The 17,617-nt window shown below is 53.3% G+C and carries 20 protein-coding genes; 17 read left to right on the plus strand and 3 right to left on the minus strand.

The window, feature by feature from the left end; genetic code table 11:
* Window positions 1-377 precede the first annotated feature (377 nt).
* The 3 genes from M1E04_RS25425 to trfA form a co-directional block, all read right to left on the minus strand.
* Window positions 378-812, minus strand: a complete 435-nt coding sequence (locus M1E04_RS25425) for an antirestriction protein (RefSeq protein WP_456293350.1) — start codon at window positions 810-812, stop codon at window positions 378-380.
* Between the two features lie 85 nt (window positions 813-897).
* Window positions 898-1,281: a hypothetical protein gene (locus M1E04_RS25430; protein WP_456293351.1), complete on the minus strand. Its 384-nt coding sequence runs from the start codon at window positions 1,279-1,281 to the stop codon at window positions 898-900.
* A gap of 1,508 nt (window positions 1,282-2,789) precedes the next feature.
* Window positions 2,790-3,944 (minus strand): plasmid replication initiator TrfA, encoded by a 1,155-nt coding sequence (trfA, locus tag M1E04_RS25435; protein WP_456293352.1) that lies wholly within the window; start codon window positions 3,942-3,944, stop codon window positions 2,790-2,792.
* 254 nt (window positions 3,945-4,198) lie between these two features.
* Here trfA and M1E04_RS25440 point away from each other — a divergent pair, with 254 nt between their 5' ends.
* The 17 genes from M1E04_RS25440 to M1E04_RS25520 all read left to right on the plus strand — a co-directional run bounded on the left by M1E04_RS25440 (window position 4,199) and on the right by M1E04_RS25520 (window position 17,608).
* On the plus strand, window positions 4,199-4,564 hold the full coding sequence (locus M1E04_RS25440) for a helix-turn-helix domain-containing protein (protein WP_456293353.1): 366 nt from the start codon (window positions 4,199-4,201) through the stop codon (window positions 4,562-4,564).
* 212 nt (window positions 4,565-4,776) lie between these two features.
* Window positions 4,777-5,739 carry a P-type conjugative transfer ATPase TrbB gene (gene trbB, locus M1E04_RS25445; RefSeq protein ID WP_456293354.1) on the plus strand — a complete coding sequence of 321 codons (963 nt, stop codon included), beginning with the start codon at window positions 4,777-4,779 and terminating at the stop codon, window positions 5,737-5,739.
* A 10-nt stretch (window positions 5,740-5,749) separates the two neighbouring features.
* Window positions 5,750-6,184 (plus strand): TrbC/VirB2 family protein, encoded by a 435-nt coding sequence (locus tag M1E04_RS25450; protein WP_456293355.1) that lies wholly within the window; start codon window positions 5,750-5,752, stop codon window positions 6,182-6,184.
* Between the two features lie 5 nt (window positions 6,185-6,189).
* The gene (locus tag M1E04_RS25455; RefSeq protein WP_456293356.1) at window positions 6,190-6,501 is read left to right on the plus strand and encodes a conjugal transfer protein TrbD; all 312 of its coding nucleotides are present in this window, start codon (window positions 6,190-6,192) and stop codon (window positions 6,499-6,501) included.
* Entirely contained in the window at window positions 6,498-9,050 is a 2,553-nt protein-coding gene (locus M1E04_RS25460) for a VirB4 family type IV secretion/conjugal transfer ATPase (protein ID WP_456293357.1), read from the plus strand. The genes M1E04_RS25455 and M1E04_RS25460 overlap by 4 nt, the downstream gene beginning before the upstream one ends.
* Entirely contained in the window at window positions 9,047-9,778 is a 732-nt protein-coding gene (locus M1E04_RS25465) for a VirB8/TrbF family protein (RefSeq protein WP_456293358.1), read from the plus strand. The genes M1E04_RS25460 and M1E04_RS25465 overlap by 4 nt, the downstream gene beginning before the upstream one ends.
* An 18-nt stretch (window positions 9,779-9,796) precedes the next feature.
* On the plus strand, window positions 9,797-10,693 hold the full coding sequence (trbG, locus tag M1E04_RS25470; protein WP_456293359.1) for a P-type conjugative transfer protein TrbG: 897 nt from the start codon (window positions 9,797-9,799) through the stop codon (window positions 10,691-10,693).
* Between the two features lie 107 nt (window positions 10,694-10,800).
* On the plus strand, window positions 10,801-11,154 hold the full coding sequence (locus M1E04_RS25475; protein ID WP_456293377.1) for a conjugal transfer protein TrbH: 354 nt from the start codon (window positions 10,801-10,803) through the stop codon (window positions 11,152-11,154).
* A gap of 5 nt (window positions 11,155-11,159) precedes the next feature.
* Window positions 11,160-12,587, plus strand: a complete 1,428-nt coding sequence (locus M1E04_RS25480; RefSeq protein WP_456293360.1) for a TrbI/VirB10 family protein — start codon at window positions 11,160-11,162, stop codon at window positions 12,585-12,587.
* Between the two features lie 16 nt (window positions 12,588-12,603).
* Window positions 12,604-13,374, plus strand: coding sequence for a P-type conjugative transfer protein TrbJ (gene trbJ, locus M1E04_RS25485; protein ID WP_456293361.1), 771 nt, complete (start codon window positions 12,604-12,606; stop codon window positions 13,372-13,374).
* An 18-nt stretch (window positions 13,375-13,392) separates the two neighbouring features.
* Window positions 13,393-13,632: an EexN family lipoprotein gene (locus tag M1E04_RS25490; RefSeq protein ID WP_456293362.1), complete on the plus strand. Its 240-nt coding sequence runs from the start codon at window positions 13,393-13,395 to the stop codon at window positions 13,630-13,632.
* A gap of 77 nt (window positions 13,633-13,709) precedes the next feature.
* Window positions 13,710-15,146 (plus strand): P-type conjugative transfer protein TrbL, encoded by a 1,437-nt coding sequence (gene trbL / locus M1E04_RS25495; RefSeq protein WP_456293363.1) that lies wholly within the window; start codon window positions 13,710-13,712, stop codon window positions 15,144-15,146.
* An 11-nt stretch (window positions 15,147-15,157) separates the two neighbouring features.
* Window positions 15,158-15,457 (plus strand): TrbM/KikA/MpfK family conjugal transfer protein, encoded by a 300-nt coding sequence (locus M1E04_RS25500; protein ID WP_456293364.1) that lies wholly within the window; start codon window positions 15,158-15,160, stop codon window positions 15,455-15,457.
* A 10-nt stretch (window positions 15,458-15,467) separates the two neighbouring features.
* Window positions 15,468-16,124, plus strand: a complete 657-nt coding sequence (locus M1E04_RS25505) for a muramidase (protein WP_456293365.1) — start codon at window positions 15,468-15,470, stop codon at window positions 16,122-16,124.
* Between the two features lie 10 nt (window positions 16,125-16,134).
* Complete coding sequence (locus M1E04_RS25510) at window positions 16,135-16,866, plus strand: TraX family protein (RefSeq protein ID WP_456293366.1); 732 nt, start codon at window positions 16,135-16,137, stop codon at window positions 16,864-16,866.
* A complete protein-coding gene (locus M1E04_RS25515) occupies window positions 16,863-17,135 on the plus strand; it encodes a hypothetical protein (protein ID WP_456293367.1) in 273 nt (90 codons plus the stop codon). The genes M1E04_RS25510 and M1E04_RS25515 overlap by 4 nt, the downstream gene beginning before the upstream one ends.
* Window positions 17,136-17,344: 209 nt before the next feature.
* A complete protein-coding gene (locus tag M1E04_RS25520) occupies window positions 17,345-17,608 on the plus strand; it encodes a hypothetical protein (protein ID WP_456293368.1) in 264 nt (87 codons plus the stop codon).
* Window positions 17,609-17,617: the final 9 nt, after the last annotated feature.

The raw sequence follows: 17,617 nt of genomic DNA on the forward strand, positions 1-17,617 counted from the left end.
GCTGCATAAGCCCATTTTCACACCTGGTACGCTTCGAGGGCAGTTAATACAACGTCTACCTGCTCGAAACCATAAGGTATAGAGGTATCCAGTTTCCCCAAGTCTCTGTCCAGTATCTCAAGAACGCTGAGGTCATAGGAAATATGAGCTTCCTGAAGCTCCATAGTGTGCTTGTCAGAGCTGATACGGTCCAGGTCATCACTGAATCCGGCACCGATCCCGCAGGGCGGGGCCCTACATCCTTACCCCAAGGGTACTGAGCAAGCACCTGGGCAATGGCTTCTGTATCGGCCTGGTCACGGACTTGTCGGGCCTGCTCGTGGAATGTCATAGATCTACCCTTACAAAAAGGCCCGGTATGAACCGGGCCTTTTAATTCAGTCGATGGCAGTCAGAATGGCCTGAGACTCGGGATGGTCCAGAGCGAACTCACGTAGCTTGTGGTAAAGCTCTACGAACCTGTCTGATTCAGTGTGAGGGATATTTGCAGCCAACAACCGACCAAGTACAAACAACGTAAGAACGACGCCGGCCGCTTTTGCGCTCATGTGCTCGGAGCAATAATTGTCTGCAATGACTACATGCTGCGGCTGGGTACTATTCAACGCGAGAAAGAAACCGCCATTGCTGAGGGTAAAGAAGTTCCAAAAGCCACCTTTGTAACCTTTGACATATTTGTCTGCATGGGCATACAGCAAGCCTTCGCCAGCCATGTAATATTTGCCAAAAAAAGTAGGCAAAAACGACAAACGATCGTCGTCGGCCACAATCATCGAGGTGATAAGAGGGGTGTCTTGAGTCTGAGTTGTCATCGGAGTTATCCGGTACTGACCTGGGCAAAATGCCTGGCCTTCGCGCACATAATAGGTCTTAAAGACCTATTATGTCAAAGAGATTTTAATGCATTCGATCGTTTTGTGAATACAGCTCACAAGCCTCCACCAGTCGCAAAGCCCGTGGGCTAGGCTTCTGGGACTTTATGCGCTCAATGCGATCAGCCGATGCCGCCAGAGTAGCTGTCAGGCCATTAACAGCCTCGGCCCACTGCTGCAGGTCATACGGCGTCGCACGCTTGCAGGTGAGGGGTTCAGTGTCCGCAAATGCCCGGCGAGCAACCGTCTGCCAGGTCTGAACTTCAATCACACCTACACAAGCGTGATAGTGAGTGTTGGCCAACCGAAACAGGCGGTCGGTTTCGTTACGTAGTACGGCGATTTTGACTATGTACATCGGATAACGCCGGTCATTGACCCTGGCAAATGCCTGGCCTCTGTAGAGCATTATAAGTCCTAAAGACCTAAAACAACGCATATACGAGTTCTTTTGTAGATTTGTATGCATTTCCTTTGGCGTACAACCAGGCAAATGCTTTGACACTTGGGGGGCTAATTACCTCTAACCTCGGCAAGCCAAACCAGGTAAAGCCAGGTAGGCAGTGACTGCGCGCCTAACCCATGACACTTGGGGGGCCGAAAAGCCTAACGCGCTTCGCTTGTTGGGTGGCCGACAGCACAGCGCCCTTCGGTCACTGCACTGCCCGCCACCTTGATCTAGGATCAACAGCCATGACACTTGGGGGGCACTGAAGTACCTCGATGCTCAGACTGGCACCAGGTCAAATTGACATATAGACCGAGAATCCTTGCCATGACACTTGAGGGGCCAGTGTCATAGAACTAGCGGGAAGGGGGTTTATGCGAAGGCTCGTAACCCATGCGCTGTAGCCTTCTGACTAGATCCTGAACCTGGCCTTTGAGGCAGCCAATATTGGTATTGGCAGTGTGCAAATCCGTTTGCAGTTCAACAACCCGCCAGGTTAGCTGCTGATGGATAGCCACAAGGCGGCGGACACTGGATCGCTCGCGCTCAAGATGCGCAACGTCAGATACGTCGCCTGGGTCATAACGAGCCTCTAGCCGGGCAAGAATATCTGATGGAATCTCAGGGACATCATCGGAAAGGAACCAGGACATAGCCACCGCCTACAACTGTACATACAAACAGTATGTAAGAAAGCGCGGCGATCCGCTATGAGCTGAACCGTCGAAAAATAGCCTCGCCGGCATAAGATCTGCGCTGTGTCGGAAGTGCACCTCTCCTATGGCGTAAAAACCTTGCTTTCGTATTGTTCATGCAAAGTTTCGAGTCTTACAGCGTACTACCCATCAACACAGCAAAGGAGGCTTTATTCCTTTGCGTAGCGAAGCGGTTATGGCGTCGCGCAGCGGCGTTGACTGCCTTTGGGGTGAAGTGAGCTTGCGAACGAGGGGCGTAAGCCCCTGGGGGGATGGGAGAGACGCGAAGCGGCTCGGGAGGGATCGAGAAGGGGGGTCTCCCCCCTTCGGCGCGGTTGGTTAAAAGGCGGTTTAAAGAAGGTGGTTTAAAAAAGGGTTCAAAAGAAAGGGTTAGAGCACCCGAAAAACGGCACGCAACTGACTGATTTTAAAGAGTTTACGCCAAAACGGTGGCCCCTCATGTGTCGGCAACCCTGCCCCCCATGTGTCAGTAGTTTAGCCCGCCAAGTGTCATCACCACAGCCCCTCAAGTGTCTGTAGTCGGCCCCTCAAGTGTCTATAGCAAAACACGGTTATGCGCCCGGTTATCCGCCACGGACGCATGCGGCCGTGCTTGGGAGGCTTCGAAGACGTGTGTTTCTGGCTCAATTAATGAATGATGGTTGAATTTCAGGCGCAAAAAAGGGAGGCTAGCCCCCCAAATGTCAACTAGATGGGCCTTCTAGCCCCCCAAGTGTCAATAGACCAGGTGATTATCCCGGCACTGTCCACACGCTACCTGACGCAGTGGACTGCTTCCTTTTCCACATAGGCTTGCTGAACCAGCTTGGCTGCCTCCAGTTCTTTACAGGCTTCCCGGGTTTGCTCGGCCCACTTCTTGGGGCGGGTAGACTCGGAACCACAAATGAGACGGAACGTCTCCAGCTTCAAGGGGTACGGGGCTTTGTGCGTGACGATCCAATCGAACAAGCGCCTAGCAGTGGGGGAGAGTGCGCGGTATCTCTCCCAAACGACCTTGGAATAATGATCGTTCGCGAAAAGTACGACCAGGTGCGTTGAAAGCTCGATCTGGCAAACAGAACGCTTATTGGCGTCCGTGACTATCTCGAACTCCTTTATCAAAGAAAGCCCTTTTATTCTGCTGTGCCGGGGTGAGCTTATTTGAAAAGAGGTCGCTTTGAGCCGATTGATACAGGCCAAGGCGCGCTTATAGTAGAAACCGTTAATCGGCCAGCCTAGATCGGTGAGTAACTGGTACAGAGTGAAGTAGACGTGGACACCAATCACAGAGTGCTTTGCGTATTCAAGGATCTGCTGCCATACCAGCTCGTCGTCGTCGGCGCGTAATTCAATCCCGGTGTAATGAATCTCCACCTCTTTGTTGTAGTGGTACACCAGCTCGTTGTCGTACGCTCGACGCTTGACCCCCTTATTCCTGACGGTGAAGACCGCAGACCTTGCCCAGTCATTAGGTATGACGCGCAAATCGTCGTCCCATGAGGCAACGTCATAGAGAGAAAACTTCATTTGCACCATTTCGCCAATGAGGCTGTCCAGCTTCTCTATCTCTTTTCGTTCTGCAACCTTTGCAGCGATAGTGTCTATAGGAGTAGGCGCACCCTTGCTTGAACCTTTTGGGAACAGCTCCGGCTGCTTGCGTGCCGTCACAGCTTCATCAAGCCGGTCCGCAACCGTGCGTTTCTTTTTCACAGGGGTGGCAGATGCTGGTTTTGGTGTTGGGCTGTCGAAATCTATTTTTGAGGACTCGGCCAGCGCAGCGGCAATGAAATCCTCAGACTGGACTCCAGGGTAAGCGGTAGTCGAAGCGAGCACTGCTTTCGCGGCTTGCATCGCAGCATCCTCGCGAGACATACCGTTTTTCATCAGCTTGTCTATGTGCTTCTGAGCGGCGGTCTTGAGACTTGCCATTGTCACTCCTTTACCTATGTAGAGCCGGCTTTATCCGGCATGCCGGCCCATGTCCAGGGAAATCTTACGCGCCAATTTGGGACGGATCACGCGCTATTAAAAAAATAGCGTTTACCGAAACTGTGTACAAAATGTAAGATGCCCGAAATGACGGGAACGATTTACTTACCAGCGCTTACTTTAGCTAAATAATCGCTCACGGTCAAGAATTTTAGCGGCTAAAGTTTAGCCCTGCATTGAGGCGCCGATCGACTGTGCATAACGCGATTTTTTTTACCAATGTGCTGCGCCTGCTAGGCGAGAGAGGCATGACTAAACATGAGCTTGCGAAGCTCACAGGTGTTTCTATTTCAGTTTTGTCGGACATCACCAACGGCAAGGGAAACCCAACGCTCAAGACCCTTGCTGCCATTGCGGACGCTCTAGAAACGCCGCTGCCAATGCTGCTTGAATCAACTGATCTAGATAGCAAGGAATTAGACGACGCTGCGGGAACTCATATCCTTCCTAGCTTGCCGCGTGGGTACTGTCGGACCTGCGCGACGCTCACGCTTCATCAAGCGTTCCAGGTACGCAAATGGCACGAAGTCAACACTGCGAAAATCAGGGAAAACATCTAACGGATCACAAAGCTGAGAATATTTAGCGGCTAAAAACCAAGAGCCCCTTGCAAGGGGCTTTTTTTGTCGGTGTCGGATATTAGCAACAAGTCACGGAAGGCGAGCGGTGTATATTAAATCCACTGTTAAAAAGGATGCTGAGTTGTTGCTCTTGACTCAGTTTCTGTATATCGTTTGCCTAATTCGCGAATTTATGGAATCTGGAGCAAACGATGAATGAAGAGTCCGACGATCAGGACACAAGCAAGAAGCGCGTAACCGAGCGCTTACGCCGTGACCTAGGGCCTATGGTCATGGGCGCTCTGAATGACGCAAAAACGACCGATCTTCTGCTTAATGCAGATGGAAACCTGTGGCTGAAACGCTTAGGCGAGCCAACTCGGATAATCGGACAGTTAGAGGCATGGCGGGCTATGTCAGCCATGAAGACACTCGCCGGCCTACTTGGTAAAACCATCGGCGCGCTTGAGCCGATCCTTGACGGCGAATTGCCATTCGGCAATGAGCGTTTCGCGGGACAGCTACCGCCCTTGGTTTCGTCTCCAGTTTTCGCAATTCGAAAACCAGCCATCAAAGTGTTCACACTCGACGAATATGTCGAGATGGGAATCATGACCCAAGCTCAATGTGACGCCATTGAGAAGGCCGTGCGTGAGCATAAAAACATCTTGGTCGTTGGTGGCACAGGATCAGGCAAAACAACGCTTGTAAACGCGATAATTCAGGAAATGGTTAATAACGATCCTAATGAGCGGGTCGTCATTATTGAGGACACCGGAGAAATCCAGTGCGCCGCTATCAACTGCGTGCAGTACCACACCACGCTCGAAGTTTCGATGACCGACCTCCTTAAAACGACGCTTCGGATGTTGCCTGATCGCATCATCGTCGGTGAGGTCCGGGGTGCGGAAGCTCTAGACCTTCTGGACTCTTGGAGTACAGGCCACCCCGGCGGCACTGGGACTCTTCACGCAAATAACCCCGAATCGGCACTTCAACGACTCTTGTCGCTTGTCACCCGTAACGCATCCGCTCCAACAACGATTGAGCCGCTGATTGCTGAAGCAGTGGATGTGGTCGTTCACATCCAAAAAACCACCGAAGGCCGCCGAGTAGAAGGGATTTTGGAAGTTCTCGGCTGTGAAAATGGCAACTACATCACCCGTAAACTCTAGGAGTAACACCATGCAAAACAACACTTCCCGCGTAAACACTAAAGCTGTCTTGGCTGTTGGCGCTGCGCTCATGCTTTTGGTGAGTGCGCATCCAGCGCTTGCGGCCAGTACCGCTGGCGGCGGGCTTCCGTTCGATGATTGGTTCACTAAGGTCCGTTCCTCCATCACCGGCCCGTTCGCTTTCACCGCGTCAATCGTGGGTCTGGTAGGTGCGGGGGCTGGCCTGATTTTCGGCGGCGACATGAACGGATTCCTTCGCACCCTGATTTTCATCGTTCTTGTTCTAGCGTTCATCGTTGCTGCGCAAAACACCTTGTCCGCCATCACCGGCCAGGGCGCCGAAATCACTGCTGCGCATGATATGGCTGCAAAGTCCGCGGACTGGATCATGGACAAGGCTGAGGCATTCAAGTCTGCGGCTGCTCACGTGGTTATGGGGGCCTAATTCCGATGGCACTACGCAAGATCCCTATTCGTCGGGCCGGCAACCGCCACAACCTATTCATGGGTGGGGATCGTGAATTGGTTATGTTCAGCGGTTTGCTGGCTGCCGTACTGATCTTCGCTGCACAAGATTGGTTGGCCTTCTTTCTGGGCATGGGTATGTGGTTCGCCTCGCTTTGGATGCTTCGCAAAATGGGCAAATCCGATCCGATGATGCGCCCCGTTTACCTGCGCAGCCGCAAGTACAAACCCTTTTACCCGCCGCGTGCCACTCCCTTCCGCGAAAACGGCACCACACAAGGGAAGCAATACAAATGATCGAATCAATACTGTTTGCAATTGCGGCCGTTGGCATCCTGTTGGTGCTGTTCTTGTTCATGCAAGCCCGACAGCTCCATGCTGATCTGCGCCTCAAGAAGCACCAGTCCAAGGACGCGGGTTTGGCGGATCTGCTCAACTACGCTGCTGTCGTCGATGATGGCGTGATTGTGGGCAAAAACGGCTCGTTCATGGCTGCCTGGCTGTACAAAGGATCGGACAACGCCAGTGCTACCGAAGTAGAGCGGGAAATGAACTCGTTCCGCATCAACCAGGCGCTGTCCAACATGGGCAGCGGCTGGATGGTTCACGTTGATGCGGTGCGTCGTCCAGCTCCAAACTACAGCCCTCCAGGCACGTCAGCTTTCCCTGATCGGGTCTCGGCCGCTATTGACGAGGAACGTCGTCGCACCTTCGAAGGTTTGGGCAACTTGTACGAGGGGTTTTTCATCCTCACCGTAACCTGGTTTCCGCCGATGCTGGCTGAGCGTAAATTTGTCGAACTGATGTTCAGTGATGATACTGACAAACCAAACAACAAGGCACGTACTCATCATCTTATCGAATTCTTCAAACGTGAAGTCAATAACATCCAATCGCGCATGTCTTCTGCCGTTAGCTTGGAGCGCCTGCGCGGTCAGAAAATACTGAATGAGGACGGCTCGACTGTTACGCACGACGAATTCCTGCAATGGCTTCAATTCTGCATTACAGGGGTGAATCATCCTGTGATGCTGCCGACCAATCCTATCTACATCGACAACCTGATTGGGGGCAAAGAGCTATATACCGGCGTGACGCCAAAGTTGGGTAACAAATTTATTCAAGTGGTTGCCATTGAAGGTTTTCCCATGGAGTCGTCGCCAGGGATTTTGTCGCACCTGGCTGAGCTGCCCGTTGAGTATCGCTGGTCTAACCGGTTTATCTTCATGGATCACCATGAGGCCGTTTCGCACCTGGAGAAATTCCGCAAGAAGTGGAAACAGAAGATCCGGGGGTTCTTTGACCAGATATTCAATACCAATGGAGGCATCGTCGATGACGATGCGGTAAACATGGTAGCGGATGCGTCCCAAGCTATCGCTGAAACAAATAGCGGTATGGTCGCGCAGGGGTTCTATACCAGTGTCGTCGTGCTGATGGACGAAAGCCGCCCTGTAGTCGAAGCGGCTGCCATGAGACTTGAAAAAGCGATCAACGCGATGGCGTTCACTGCCCGTATTGAAACCATTAACACGATGGATGCTTTCATGGGATCGCTGCCAGGGCACGGTGTGGAAAACGTGCGTCGCCCTCTAATCAACACAATGAACCTTGCTGATCTGATTCCAACAAGCACGATCTGGACGGGCGAAAACTTTGCGCCAAATCCACTGATGCCGCCAAATTCACCACCGCTGATGCACGGTCTAACTAGTGGTAATTCTCCGTTTCGCATCAATCTAGACGTGCGCGACTTAGGCCATACGATCATGTTCGGCCCTACGCGGGCTGGTAAATCAACGCACCTGGGCATCATCGCCATGGCCTGGCGCCGTTACAGTGGGTCGCAACTGTTCGCATTCGACAAAGGTATGTCGATGTATCCGGCCTGCAAGGCTGCTGGCGGCTCGCATTACGTTGTCGCCGGTGCCAGCGAAAGACTTGCTTTCGCACCGCTGTCCGGCTTGATCACTCAGGCTCGTCAGGCTTGGGCTATGAACTGGCTGAACGACCTGCTCGCGTTGAACGACCTGAACACTACGCCAGAACAGCGCAACAAGATTGCCGAAACCATTCTCGAAATGAGCAAGGTTGAACAGGAGACAGGCCGTCCAGGCACCATGTCGGAATTCAGCGCTATGGTTCAGGACAACAGCATTCGTGCTGCCCTAAAGGACTACACAGTTGACGGCCTAATGGGTCACCTGCTGGACGCTGAAGAGGACCAGCTTTCTATCTCGGACTTCATCACGTTTGAAATCGAACACCTGATGGACCTGGGCGACCGCTATGCGCTGCCGGTGCTTTTGTACCTGTTCATGCGGATTCAAGAAGCACTCGACGGCCGACCAACTTTGATCATTCTCGATGAGGCTTGGTTGATGTTGGGCCATGATGTATTCCGGCAAAAGATCCGTGAATGGCTTAAAACCCTGGCTAAGAAGAATTGCCGCGTATTGATGGCGACACAAAACCTTAGTGACGCCTCCGGCTCGGGCATCTTGGATGTTATTGTCGAATCGACTGCGACCAAAATATTTCTGCCAAATATGTATGCCCGCGATGAAACAGCCACTGAGCTGTACCAGCGTATGGGTCTGAACTTGCGGCAGATCGAAATCATCGCAACTGCCCAACAAAAGCGTGATTACTACTTGGTGTCTGAAAAAGGCCGTCGCCTCTACAGCCTTGCGCTTGGCCCCTTGGCACTTTCGTTCGTCGGTGCAACCGGTGCAGAGGACATTGCAACTATCAAGCAATTGGAAGAAAAACACGGCGACGCATGGGTAGATGTGTGGCTGCGTGACCGGGGCTTAAGCCTTGATAACTACAGAGGTGCAGCATGAATATTTTTAATCGTCAAGCAGAGGCTAGCACCGAAGTATCGGACGAAAATTTAGCCGCTAATAAGAAGGTCAGTAACCCTTACCTGAACGCACGCCGCTCCTGGAACGGTCATGTGATGGGAGTTATGAGTTCCATTCAGGTTTGGCAGACTGTGGGAATCATCAGCCTACTCATTGTCATGGGCGCTGTAGGGGGTGTCGTCTACATTGGCGCGCAGTCGAAAATCATTCCTATGGTGTTCCAACAAGACGCTGCTGGTAACACAGTTTCTGTTACCAAACTGGAACGCGTGCCGGATGCTGTGATAACAGACTACCAAAGTGCTGTGGTTAATTTCGTGACCAACACCCGCATGGTTACGCCAGATATCACGCTTCAGACTAAGGCGATCAAGGCTGCTTATGCCTATCTGGCTCCACAAGATCCAGCCACCGCTAAAACGAGTGAGTACCTTAACGGAACGCCTGAGCGCAACCCATTCAAGCGTGCTGAGAATGAAACTGTATCTGTAGAGGTTTTATCCGCTTTGCCGCAGACCAAAGATTCTTGGCAAGTGGACTGGGTTGAAACCGTTCGCAGCCGTGACGGCCAGTTAAAGGGCAAGCCGTACAACATGCGCGCACTCATCACTGTTTACCAAAACAAAGACACGCCGGTTGACGCAAATACTTTTGTTAACGGCCATTTCATTTTCGTGCGTGACTATAACTGGTCGAAACAACTTTAATTCGGGGCGGACACTCCTATGAACAAAACACTGATTTCCTCTCTTATCGCCGGCATTCTTCTTCCAGGTCTAGTGCAAGCGGCTGATACTCAGAAGGATATGGCAGATAAGTATTTCGCGCCGCAGACCATCAAGCTGACGCCTCAAGAGCAAAAAGCTATAGATATCGGCAAGAAGTGGCAGACCGGCCAAGCCACCAGCAAACCAACTCCTGGCGGTGACGGCGCCATTACATTCCTTTACGGCAGCGGTCAAACTCAAGTCGTCTGCGCCGTCCTCCAGGTCTGTGACATTTCCTTGCAGCCTGGGGAGCAGTTCAACGGTCTCAACGGGGGCGACCCTCGTTACACGGTTGAACCTGGTATCAGCGGCTCTGGTGCAGACCAAACGATTCACTTGATCTTGAAACCGCTGGACGTTGACCTTGATACCGCTCTGGTCGTAATGACTGATCGTCGTGTCTATCACTTCCGCATGCGCTCTACTCGCAGCGAGAGCATGCCTTATGCACGGTTCATCTATCCCGAGGACGCGGCAGCTAAATGGGCTGCGATCCAAACTGCTGAGGTCAAGGATCGCCACGACAACACCATTCCGCAAACCCGTGAATACCTTGGCAACCTGAATTTCAACTATTCCATCAATGGCAAGGCACGCTGGAAGCCAGTGCGTGTGTTCAATGACGGCACAAAGACCATCATTGAAATGCCCGACACCATGAGCCAGGAGGAATCTCCAACCCTGTTGGTGGTTCGTCGTGACGGCGGCATTTTCCGTGATGCGGAGACGCAAATGGTCAACTATCGCGTACAGGGCAATCGCTACATCGTTGACAGCGTATTCGACAAGGCGATTCTCATCGCTGGTATTGGCTCTAGCCAGGACAAGATCACCATTGAGCGGGAGGCCAAGTAATGCGCAATGTCCTCCTTATTTCGGCGCTAATCGCGGGTTTGAGCGGTTGCGCATCGAACTCTCCATACGGGAACTATTCGGCCGCACCTGCCGCTTACAACAAGACTATGGCAAGCGACACAGTTGCATACCTGGTGACACAGTATCCACCTGCGCTGACCAGCTTGAACATCATGCAGCCAGCGGATGATGCCTACGGGAACGCTCTAGTGACGCTTCTGCGCGGTCGCGGGTACTCAGTCAAAGAATACGCGCCCGAGAGCAGCAGCAAGGCACAGCCGGCCGTTAAGTCAGTTACTGCGCCTGGCGTAGACCTCCGCTATGTGGTTGATTCGCTTGCGCCTGCCGCAGACCTTTATCGGGTGACAGTCACAGTCGCTGGCCGGCCGGCCAGCAGGGCTTACATTCCACAAAAGAACGGGACTGTCGCTGCGGCCGGGTCCTGGTCGCGTAAGGAGTAATTGCCATGGCTGATAATGACCAAATGTCTCCCGACTCGTCGCCAGGTGCCTCTACCAAAAGAACCGGCGTACGCCGCGTCAATAACATGCCCCTGGTTATCGGGTTTGCTGTTATTGCTCTGTTCTTGGGACTGGTGGCAATGGTGGCCGTCAAACGTAACAACGAAGCGACTGTGGAGCATGCGGCGGTTACGACGGGGAAGGGTGGCGATAGCTCGCTGATGGCCGGCGATATTATCGGTGGTCGCGGTGCCGGCTTGATCGCTCAGGCAAAAGCACCCGAAGCGCCTGTTCTGCCGGGAACCGTCCCAGCGGCTCCTACCCAAGCCAACGGAGTTCCCGTTGCGCCCGTCGATAACCCTGATGCACCTCCGGTCCCTCCGCGTCCTAACGGAGGTCAGGGCAATCAAGCAGATCCAGAAGACACGCAACTTCGCCAGCTGAAAATGCAGGCGTTTCAAACGGCAGTAGGTGCAAAAACGGCAATCACCTTGCCTGACATGAGCCGTGTCGGGGAAAGCACAACTGCAAATGCAGAAGCTCCGCAAACCCGTGACGAAATGGTCAATCGTATAGCTCAGGTTCGACGCCAGATCGATCAACAACGTGCCACTGACCCAAACGCGGCTTACCAGGCTCAATTGCGCCAGGTGCAGGGTGGAATGGGCGGGAGTGGCGGTGGTCGCGGCGGTATGGGTGGTCGTTCGAGCGGATCGGCCGGCATGATGCTGGCAGCGTCATCTGACAGCTCGGCCAAGGATTACGGGAACTTTGACAACAACGACAAGAAAGATCGTTGGGCACTTGACTCCAAAGTAGAAGCGCCGCGTTCCCCATTCGAGATCCGGGCCGGTGCTGTAATCCCTGGGATCATGCTGAGTGGTATCAACTCTGATTTACCTGGTCAAATCATGGCGCAGGTCTCGCAGAACGTATACGACACAGCTACTGGCAGACACGTATTGATTCCACAAGGGACCCGCCTCGTAGGTTCCTACTCAAGCGACGTTGCATTTGGGCAGGAGGGCGTATTGATAGCCTGGCAGCGTCTGGTATTCCCAGACGGCAAAGCATTAGATATTGGTGCAATGCCGGGAGCTGATATGGCAGGTTACTCAGGCTTCCGCGATCAAGTGGATAATCACCTCTGGCGTATATATGGTTCTGCCCTATTCATGGCAGGTATCACCGCTGGAGCCTCCATGGCAACCGATCAGGGCCAAGGAAGCAGCGGCACAGGCTATCAGCAGCCGTCTGTGAGCAGCGAACTTAGCTCGGCGCTTGGGCAGCAACTTGGTCAGGTATCTGCGCAGATTGTCTCCAAAAACTTAAACGTGGCACCTACGATTAAAATTCGTCCGGGCTATCGTTTCAACATTGTGGCGGTAAAGGACGTGACTTTCACCAAGGCTTACCAGTCGTTTGACTACTAAGGCAAAGGAGCTAGCTATGTTTTCTAAATCAACTATTTTAGCCGTTAAAGGCTTTACAGCAGCGGCAATCTTCTCTTTGCTGGTATCTCAACCTGCGCAGGCTGGGATTCTGGTATTAGATGAGGTAGGACTAACTCAAACCACTGTTACTGCAATTAACCAGGTTAAACAAGTAGCCGCGCAAATTCAGCAGTATAAGACACAACTGGAACAGTATGAGAATATGTTGCAGAACACTGTTGCCCCTGCCGCTTACGTGTGGGACCAGGCAAATAGTGTCATGAACAAATTAGTTCAGGCACAGGACACTTTGAACTATTACAAAAATCAAAGCGGCAGTATTGACTCATACCTTTCACGCTACCAGAACGTCAACTATTACCGTAACTCGCCTTGCTTCACCCCAGCTGGATGCTCAGAAAGCGAGATGAAAGCTGTTGAAGATGCGCAGGCTGATAACTCCGAGGCGGTGAAGCGGGCTAATGACGCGGTGTTAAAAACTGTAGATCAGCAGCAACAGACGCTAAATACGGACGCAGCCAATCTACAGAAGCTACAGTCACAAGCGACCAGCGCAAGAGGGCAAATGCAGGCGATCCAAGCCGCAAATCAGCTAGCAAGCGCGCAGACGAATCAGCTGTTGCAAATAAGAAGTATGTTGGCTGCTCAATCGGCAGCAGCAGCTACTCAAGCCGCTCGAGCTAACGATGAGGCTGCAAGTCGGGCCGCTGGCGACGCAGTTTTTCGTTCAGGCACCTTTGATAAAAGCACACCAAGAAATTGGTAAGCAAAGAGGAATTAAAATATGAACCGCATGATTAACACTGGATGTGTTGTCGGTATCAGCATAGTGCTTGCGGCGTGCGGCAAGCCCCCATCCCACTCTGTGGAATATTACAAAGCCAACGTTACTGAAAGAACAGAAATGTTGCAGAAATGCGATGCCGACCCTGATCTATCGACGAAGACTAGCAACTGCACCAGTGCCGCAACTGCTGAATCTCTATCAGGAAGCTTTGAACAAAGCAAACCACGGGCGTGGTAATTATGAAAAGACTAGCCCCATTACTTATGCTAATCGTTACTGTACAGGCTCACGCCGCCCCCGTACGCGGCGGCGGGGTGCTGGACGACATTCTTGATCGCTTCGAAAAAGTAGCCAGCACTTGGTCCATAGCCATGGTCAACTATGCTAGTTGGCTCTTTTGGGGCTTAGTGCTTATAAGTATGGTCTGGACCTATGGGATGATGATCCTTCGCAAAGCGGACATAGGTGAGTTTTTTGCAGAAACCATTCGATTCCTAGCAACTACAGGTTTCTTCTGGTGGATTTTAAAAAACGGTCCAGCCATTTCTGTTTCTATCATGGACACGCTAAGGATAATTTCGGCAAAGGCGACTGGACTGGGGAATACAATTACACCCTCGTCGATAGTTAATATCGGCTTTGATATTGCCAATAAGGTAGTAGATAGTTCGTCGCGCTGGGAGCCGGTAAACACAGGTGTGGGCCTGATTATTGCCGCTATAATTTTAGTCGTGCTGGCATTAGTCGGCGTTAACATGCTGCTGCTGTTAGTTTCGGGATGGTTGTTGGCATATGGCGCGGTTTTCTTGCTTGGTTTCGGCGGGGGCCGTTGGACCAGCGATATCGCCATCGCTTACTACAAGACTGTTTTAGGTATTGCAGTGCAGTTATTTGCCATGATCTTGATCGTAGGGGTCGGTAAGTCATTCATAGACCAGTATTACGCAGCGACTATGAACGGCGCTGTTACCGTTAAAAACCTTCTGGTCATGCTGGTCGCTTCAATTATTTTGCTCATGCTGGTCGCTAAAGTTCCGCCGATGTTTGCCGGAATTGTTGGTGGCCCCTCTGCCGCAGGCATCGGTGGTTTTGGTGCGGGTGCAGCAGTAGGCGCGGCTGCAGCCGCTGCAGGAGTAGCGGCGGGCGTAGCAAGTGCAGGCGCTTCGCTTGCCATGGGCGGCGCCGCCAATTTGGCGGGTGCGGGTAGCGCGCTACAGGCCGCATTTCAATCCGCTCAGGCGAACATGGGTGGCGGTGGTGGTGGTGGTGGTGATGCCGGCAGCTCAGGTAGCGGAGGCGGTGATACGGGTAGCGTTGGAGGCTCAGAAGGCGGTGGTGGTGGTGGTGGTGGTGGCAGTAGCGGTGGTGGAGGTGGCGGCTCCAGCTTCGGCCAGGCAATGGGTACTGCCGGACGCTTCGCCGCTGATATGGGCGGCAGCCTTGTAGGAGGCGCAAAATCCGGCTTAGCCGCAAAAGGTGCCTCGATGTTCGATTCTGCTAAAGAGCGCGTTAGCCAAACCGCAGGCGGGAAGCTGGCTGCCGAAATCAATGGGACGGCTGGCCAAGCTCGAAACGATGCCCAAACAATGGACCGAGCTGGAGAAATCAGGCAAGAGCAAGAGCTACAGGAAGCGCGCTCAGTGGTTTCAAACTACGACAACCCAGCACCTCAAACCGAGCCGCAATTTGATGGCGACAGCGTAGCGAGCGGCAGACCCGATATTGACGCATTCGTGAACGGCAAAGCATGAGGACCATACATATGAAAAAGATTATCAGCGCATCCGTGGTCGCATTTGTTATGGCGACACAAGCCACTTGGGTTTTTGCAAAAGACCCCTGCGAAACAGTTCTGTGCATGGCAGGCATGCTACAGGGGCAGGGCAAAGCAGGAGGATGCGACGGGCCTGTATCAGACTTTTTTAGCATCGTTAAGAAGAAAGATGGCGAGTTCAAGCCTGACGCAACCCAAGATGCGCGTCGAGAATTCGTAAACCAGTGCCCAACACCTGACGGTTGGGGTGACAAGATCGCAGACAAGTACGGCCGGCTGAAAGGCTAAGGGAGTACACATGCCATTTCTTGATCTGCCACCCCAAATGCAAGAGCGCGTGGTCTGTTCCGTTACTGCTGCCATCAAGTATGAGGTTCCTGCAAATCTGGTGTTGGCCGTGGCAGAAAAAGAGGGCGGGAAACCGGGTCAGCGCGTTCGCAACTCGAACGGCACTGACGACATAGGAGCAATGCAATTCAACACGGCTTATCTGCGTGACTTGGAACGTCTATACGGAATTACAGCTGACGACGTGGCGCAGGCCGGTTGCTACTCCTATGATCTTGCCGCCTGGCGACTGCGCGGGCACATACGCAATGATTCCGGCGATGTGTGGACGCGCGCAGCTAACTACCATTCACGTACACCGCAATACAATGCGTCTTACCGTGCCGACCTTATGAAAAGAGCGGCAAAGTGGGGCACCTGGTTGTCAGATCGGTTTGTTACCTACGATCCAAGTGCAGCCGGCGCACCGGCCCTTGTCGCCGCCACGGCATCGGGGGAAGGGACACCAAAGGAAAGTGCTGTAACCATTCCTCAATCCGCGATCACAGCCATGGTTGAGCCGGCCCAGCCAGCGGCGCAGACGATTACGCACACTCGCCAACGGCCCCGCAACGAAGCAGCCGAACGCGCCCTGGCCGCTATGTATGCGCCTGGGCTGATGAAATAGGGTAGGGCTGATGCATCAGACAGCAACTCGCACCACATCATGGCCGCGCCTGGAAATCTCAAGTGGGACCATCGAGGCGGTGAAGTGGCTCGCCCTGGTCTTGATGATCGGCGACCACATCAACAAATATCTCTTGAACGATACGATGCCGTGGCTGTACAGCGCCGGCCGCTTGGCGATGCCTTTGTTCATGTTTGTTCTGGCGTACAACCTAGCTCGTCCTAGAGCGCTAGAGCGCGGTGTGTACCGCCGCACCATGCAACGACTGGCGATCTTCGGCGCACTGGCGTCGCCGGCGTTTCTCGCCCTGGGGGGCCTTCTGCACGGTTGGTGGCCGCTCAACATCCTGTTCACGCTGTTCGTGTTGACAGCGACTCTGCGCCTAATGGAAATAGGCACCCTCCAGGGCTACATATCTGCTGTCGTGGTCTTCGTCCTGGGCGGTTGCATAGTTGAGTTCTGGTGGCCGGCCGTGGCTTTTGGAGTGGGGATCTGGAGCTACACAAAACGGCCCTCATTGCCGGCGTTGATCCTCATAATCGCGGCGTGCGCTGCGCTTGGACATATTAACGGCAACCAATGGGCGCTGGCTGCACTGCTGATTTTGGCCGGTGCTCCGCCCGTCACGTTAAGGTGTCCTAGAGTACGTTGGTTTTTTTACGCATTTTATCCAGCTCACTTGACCTTGATATGGCTCGCCAGAATTCCTTTGCGCCATGCCGGATATTTATTTTTCACATGACCTTAAAGCCGCTTCCTGGAGAAGGAAAACGCTTCATTCGAAAGCGAGCAGGCGCTGCGCTCGCCTGCGCTGACAGTGGCAAAAATCGTGCTGTAGAAGCCTTGCTTGATGAAGGCGTAACGCGCGCCGAGCTGGCCAAGCGGCCGGGCTGTTCGCGGCAGGTGTTGGATCGTCTGGTCGACTTCCTGCACACCTCGAAAATCGAGCAGGTAGAACGCGCGCTGGCCGTGCTGGGGCTGCACCTTTCGGTCAGCGTGCAGGCGGCCTGATTGCTACTTAGCAAATTAGCGAAATAGCTAAAAGGTGAGCGAATGTCGACTGATGATCGGGAAGACGGCCGCGCCGTGATGCTGGCGGGCCACGACGGTTAACGATCCACTTGGGGGTTTTCCAAAAACGTGGCTCGACGGAAAACCAAAAGCGGGGTCGCGCTGAAGCGGCCCCACTTCTACCAGCAACCCTGCTTAGGAGTTTCCCCATGATTGAAGCTATGAATGACATCAAGCGTATCCGCACGACGTTCGATCTTAAGGAGGCGAACAAGGCGCTAGAAACCGGCTGGAAGCTGATCAACGTCGCGGCAGGGCAGGACGAGTCTAATTTTCCGATCACTAAGTACACGCTGGGGTCGACACGGACCGAAGCCGAGGTAGAGGCCGCTAGGGCCCAGAAAGACCCGTTGGCCGGTGCCACGGCGGAGAGCCTTGCCCGTGCCGACGCCCTGTTTCGGGATGACGCATAACGTAGAGAA

The sequence above is a fragment of the Pseudomonas sp. AK106 genome (assembly GCF_053903055.1).

Bases quoted from the DNA above. Each gene is read 5' to 3' on its own strand.
- M1E04_RS25455 (WP_456293356.1), top strand. From the start codon at position 6,190: ATGGCACTACGCAAGATCCCTATTCGTCGGGCCGGCAACCGCCACAAC.
- M1E04_RS25520 (WP_456293368.1), top strand. From the start codon at position 17,345: ATGATTGAAGCTATGAATGACATCAAGCGTATCCGCACGACGTTCGAT.
- M1E04_RS25510 (WP_456293366.1), top strand. From the start codon at position 16,135: ATGCATCAGACAGCAACTCGCACCACATCATGGCCGCGCCTGGAAATC.
- M1E04_RS25430 (WP_456293351.1), bottom strand. From the start codon at position 1,281: ATGCTCTACAGAGGCCAGGCATTTGCCAGGGTCAATGACCGGCGTTAT.
- M1E04_RS25505 (WP_456293365.1), top strand. From the start codon at position 15,468: ATGCCATTTCTTGATCTGCCACCCCAAATGCAAGAGCGCGTGGTCTGT.
- M1E04_RS25480 (WP_456293360.1), top strand. From the start codon at position 11,160: ATGGCTGATAATGACCAAATGTCTCCCGACTCGTCGCCAGGTGCCTCT.
- M1E04_RS25515 (WP_456293367.1), top strand. From the start codon at position 16,863: ATGACCTTAAAGCCGCTTCCTGGAGAAGGAAAACGCTTCATTCGAAAG.
- M1E04_RS25450 (WP_456293355.1), top strand. From the start codon at position 5,750: ATGCAAAACAACACTTCCCGCGTAAACACTAAAGCTGTCTTGGCTGTT.
- trbG (WP_456293359.1), top strand. From the start codon at position 9,797: ATGAACAAAACACTGATTTCCTCTCTTATCGCCGGCATTCTTCTTCCA.
- M1E04_RS25475 (WP_456293377.1), top strand. From the start codon at position 10,801: ATGGCAAGCGACACAGTTGCATACCTGGTGACACAGTATCCACCTGCG.
- M1E04_RS25425 (WP_456293350.1), bottom strand. From the start codon at position 812: ATGACAACTCAGACTCAAGACACCCCTCTTATCACCTCGATGATTGTG.
- trfA (WP_456293352.1), bottom strand. From the start codon at position 3,944: ATGGCAAGTCTCAAGACCGCCGCTCAGAAGCACATAGACAAGCTGATG.
- M1E04_RS25465 (WP_456293358.1), top strand. From the start codon at position 9,047: ATGAATATTTTTAATCGTCAAGCAGAGGCTAGCACCGAAGTATCGGAC.
- M1E04_RS25490 (WP_456293362.1), top strand. From the start codon at position 13,393: ATGAACCGCATGATTAACACTGGATGTGTTGTCGGTATCAGCATAGTG.
- M1E04_RS25500 (WP_456293364.1), top strand. From the start codon at position 15,158: ATGAAAAAGATTATCAGCGCATCCGTGGTCGCATTTGTTATGGCGACA.
- trbJ (WP_456293361.1), top strand. From the start codon at position 12,604: ATGTTTTCTAAATCAACTATTTTAGCCGTTAAAGGCTTTACAGCAGCG.
- M1E04_RS25460 (WP_456293357.1), top strand. From the start codon at position 6,498: ATGATCGAATCAATACTGTTTGCAATTGCGGCCGTTGGCATCCTGTTG.
- trbB (WP_456293354.1), top strand. From the start codon at position 4,777: ATGAATGAAGAGTCCGACGATCAGGACACAAGCAAGAAGCGCGTAACC.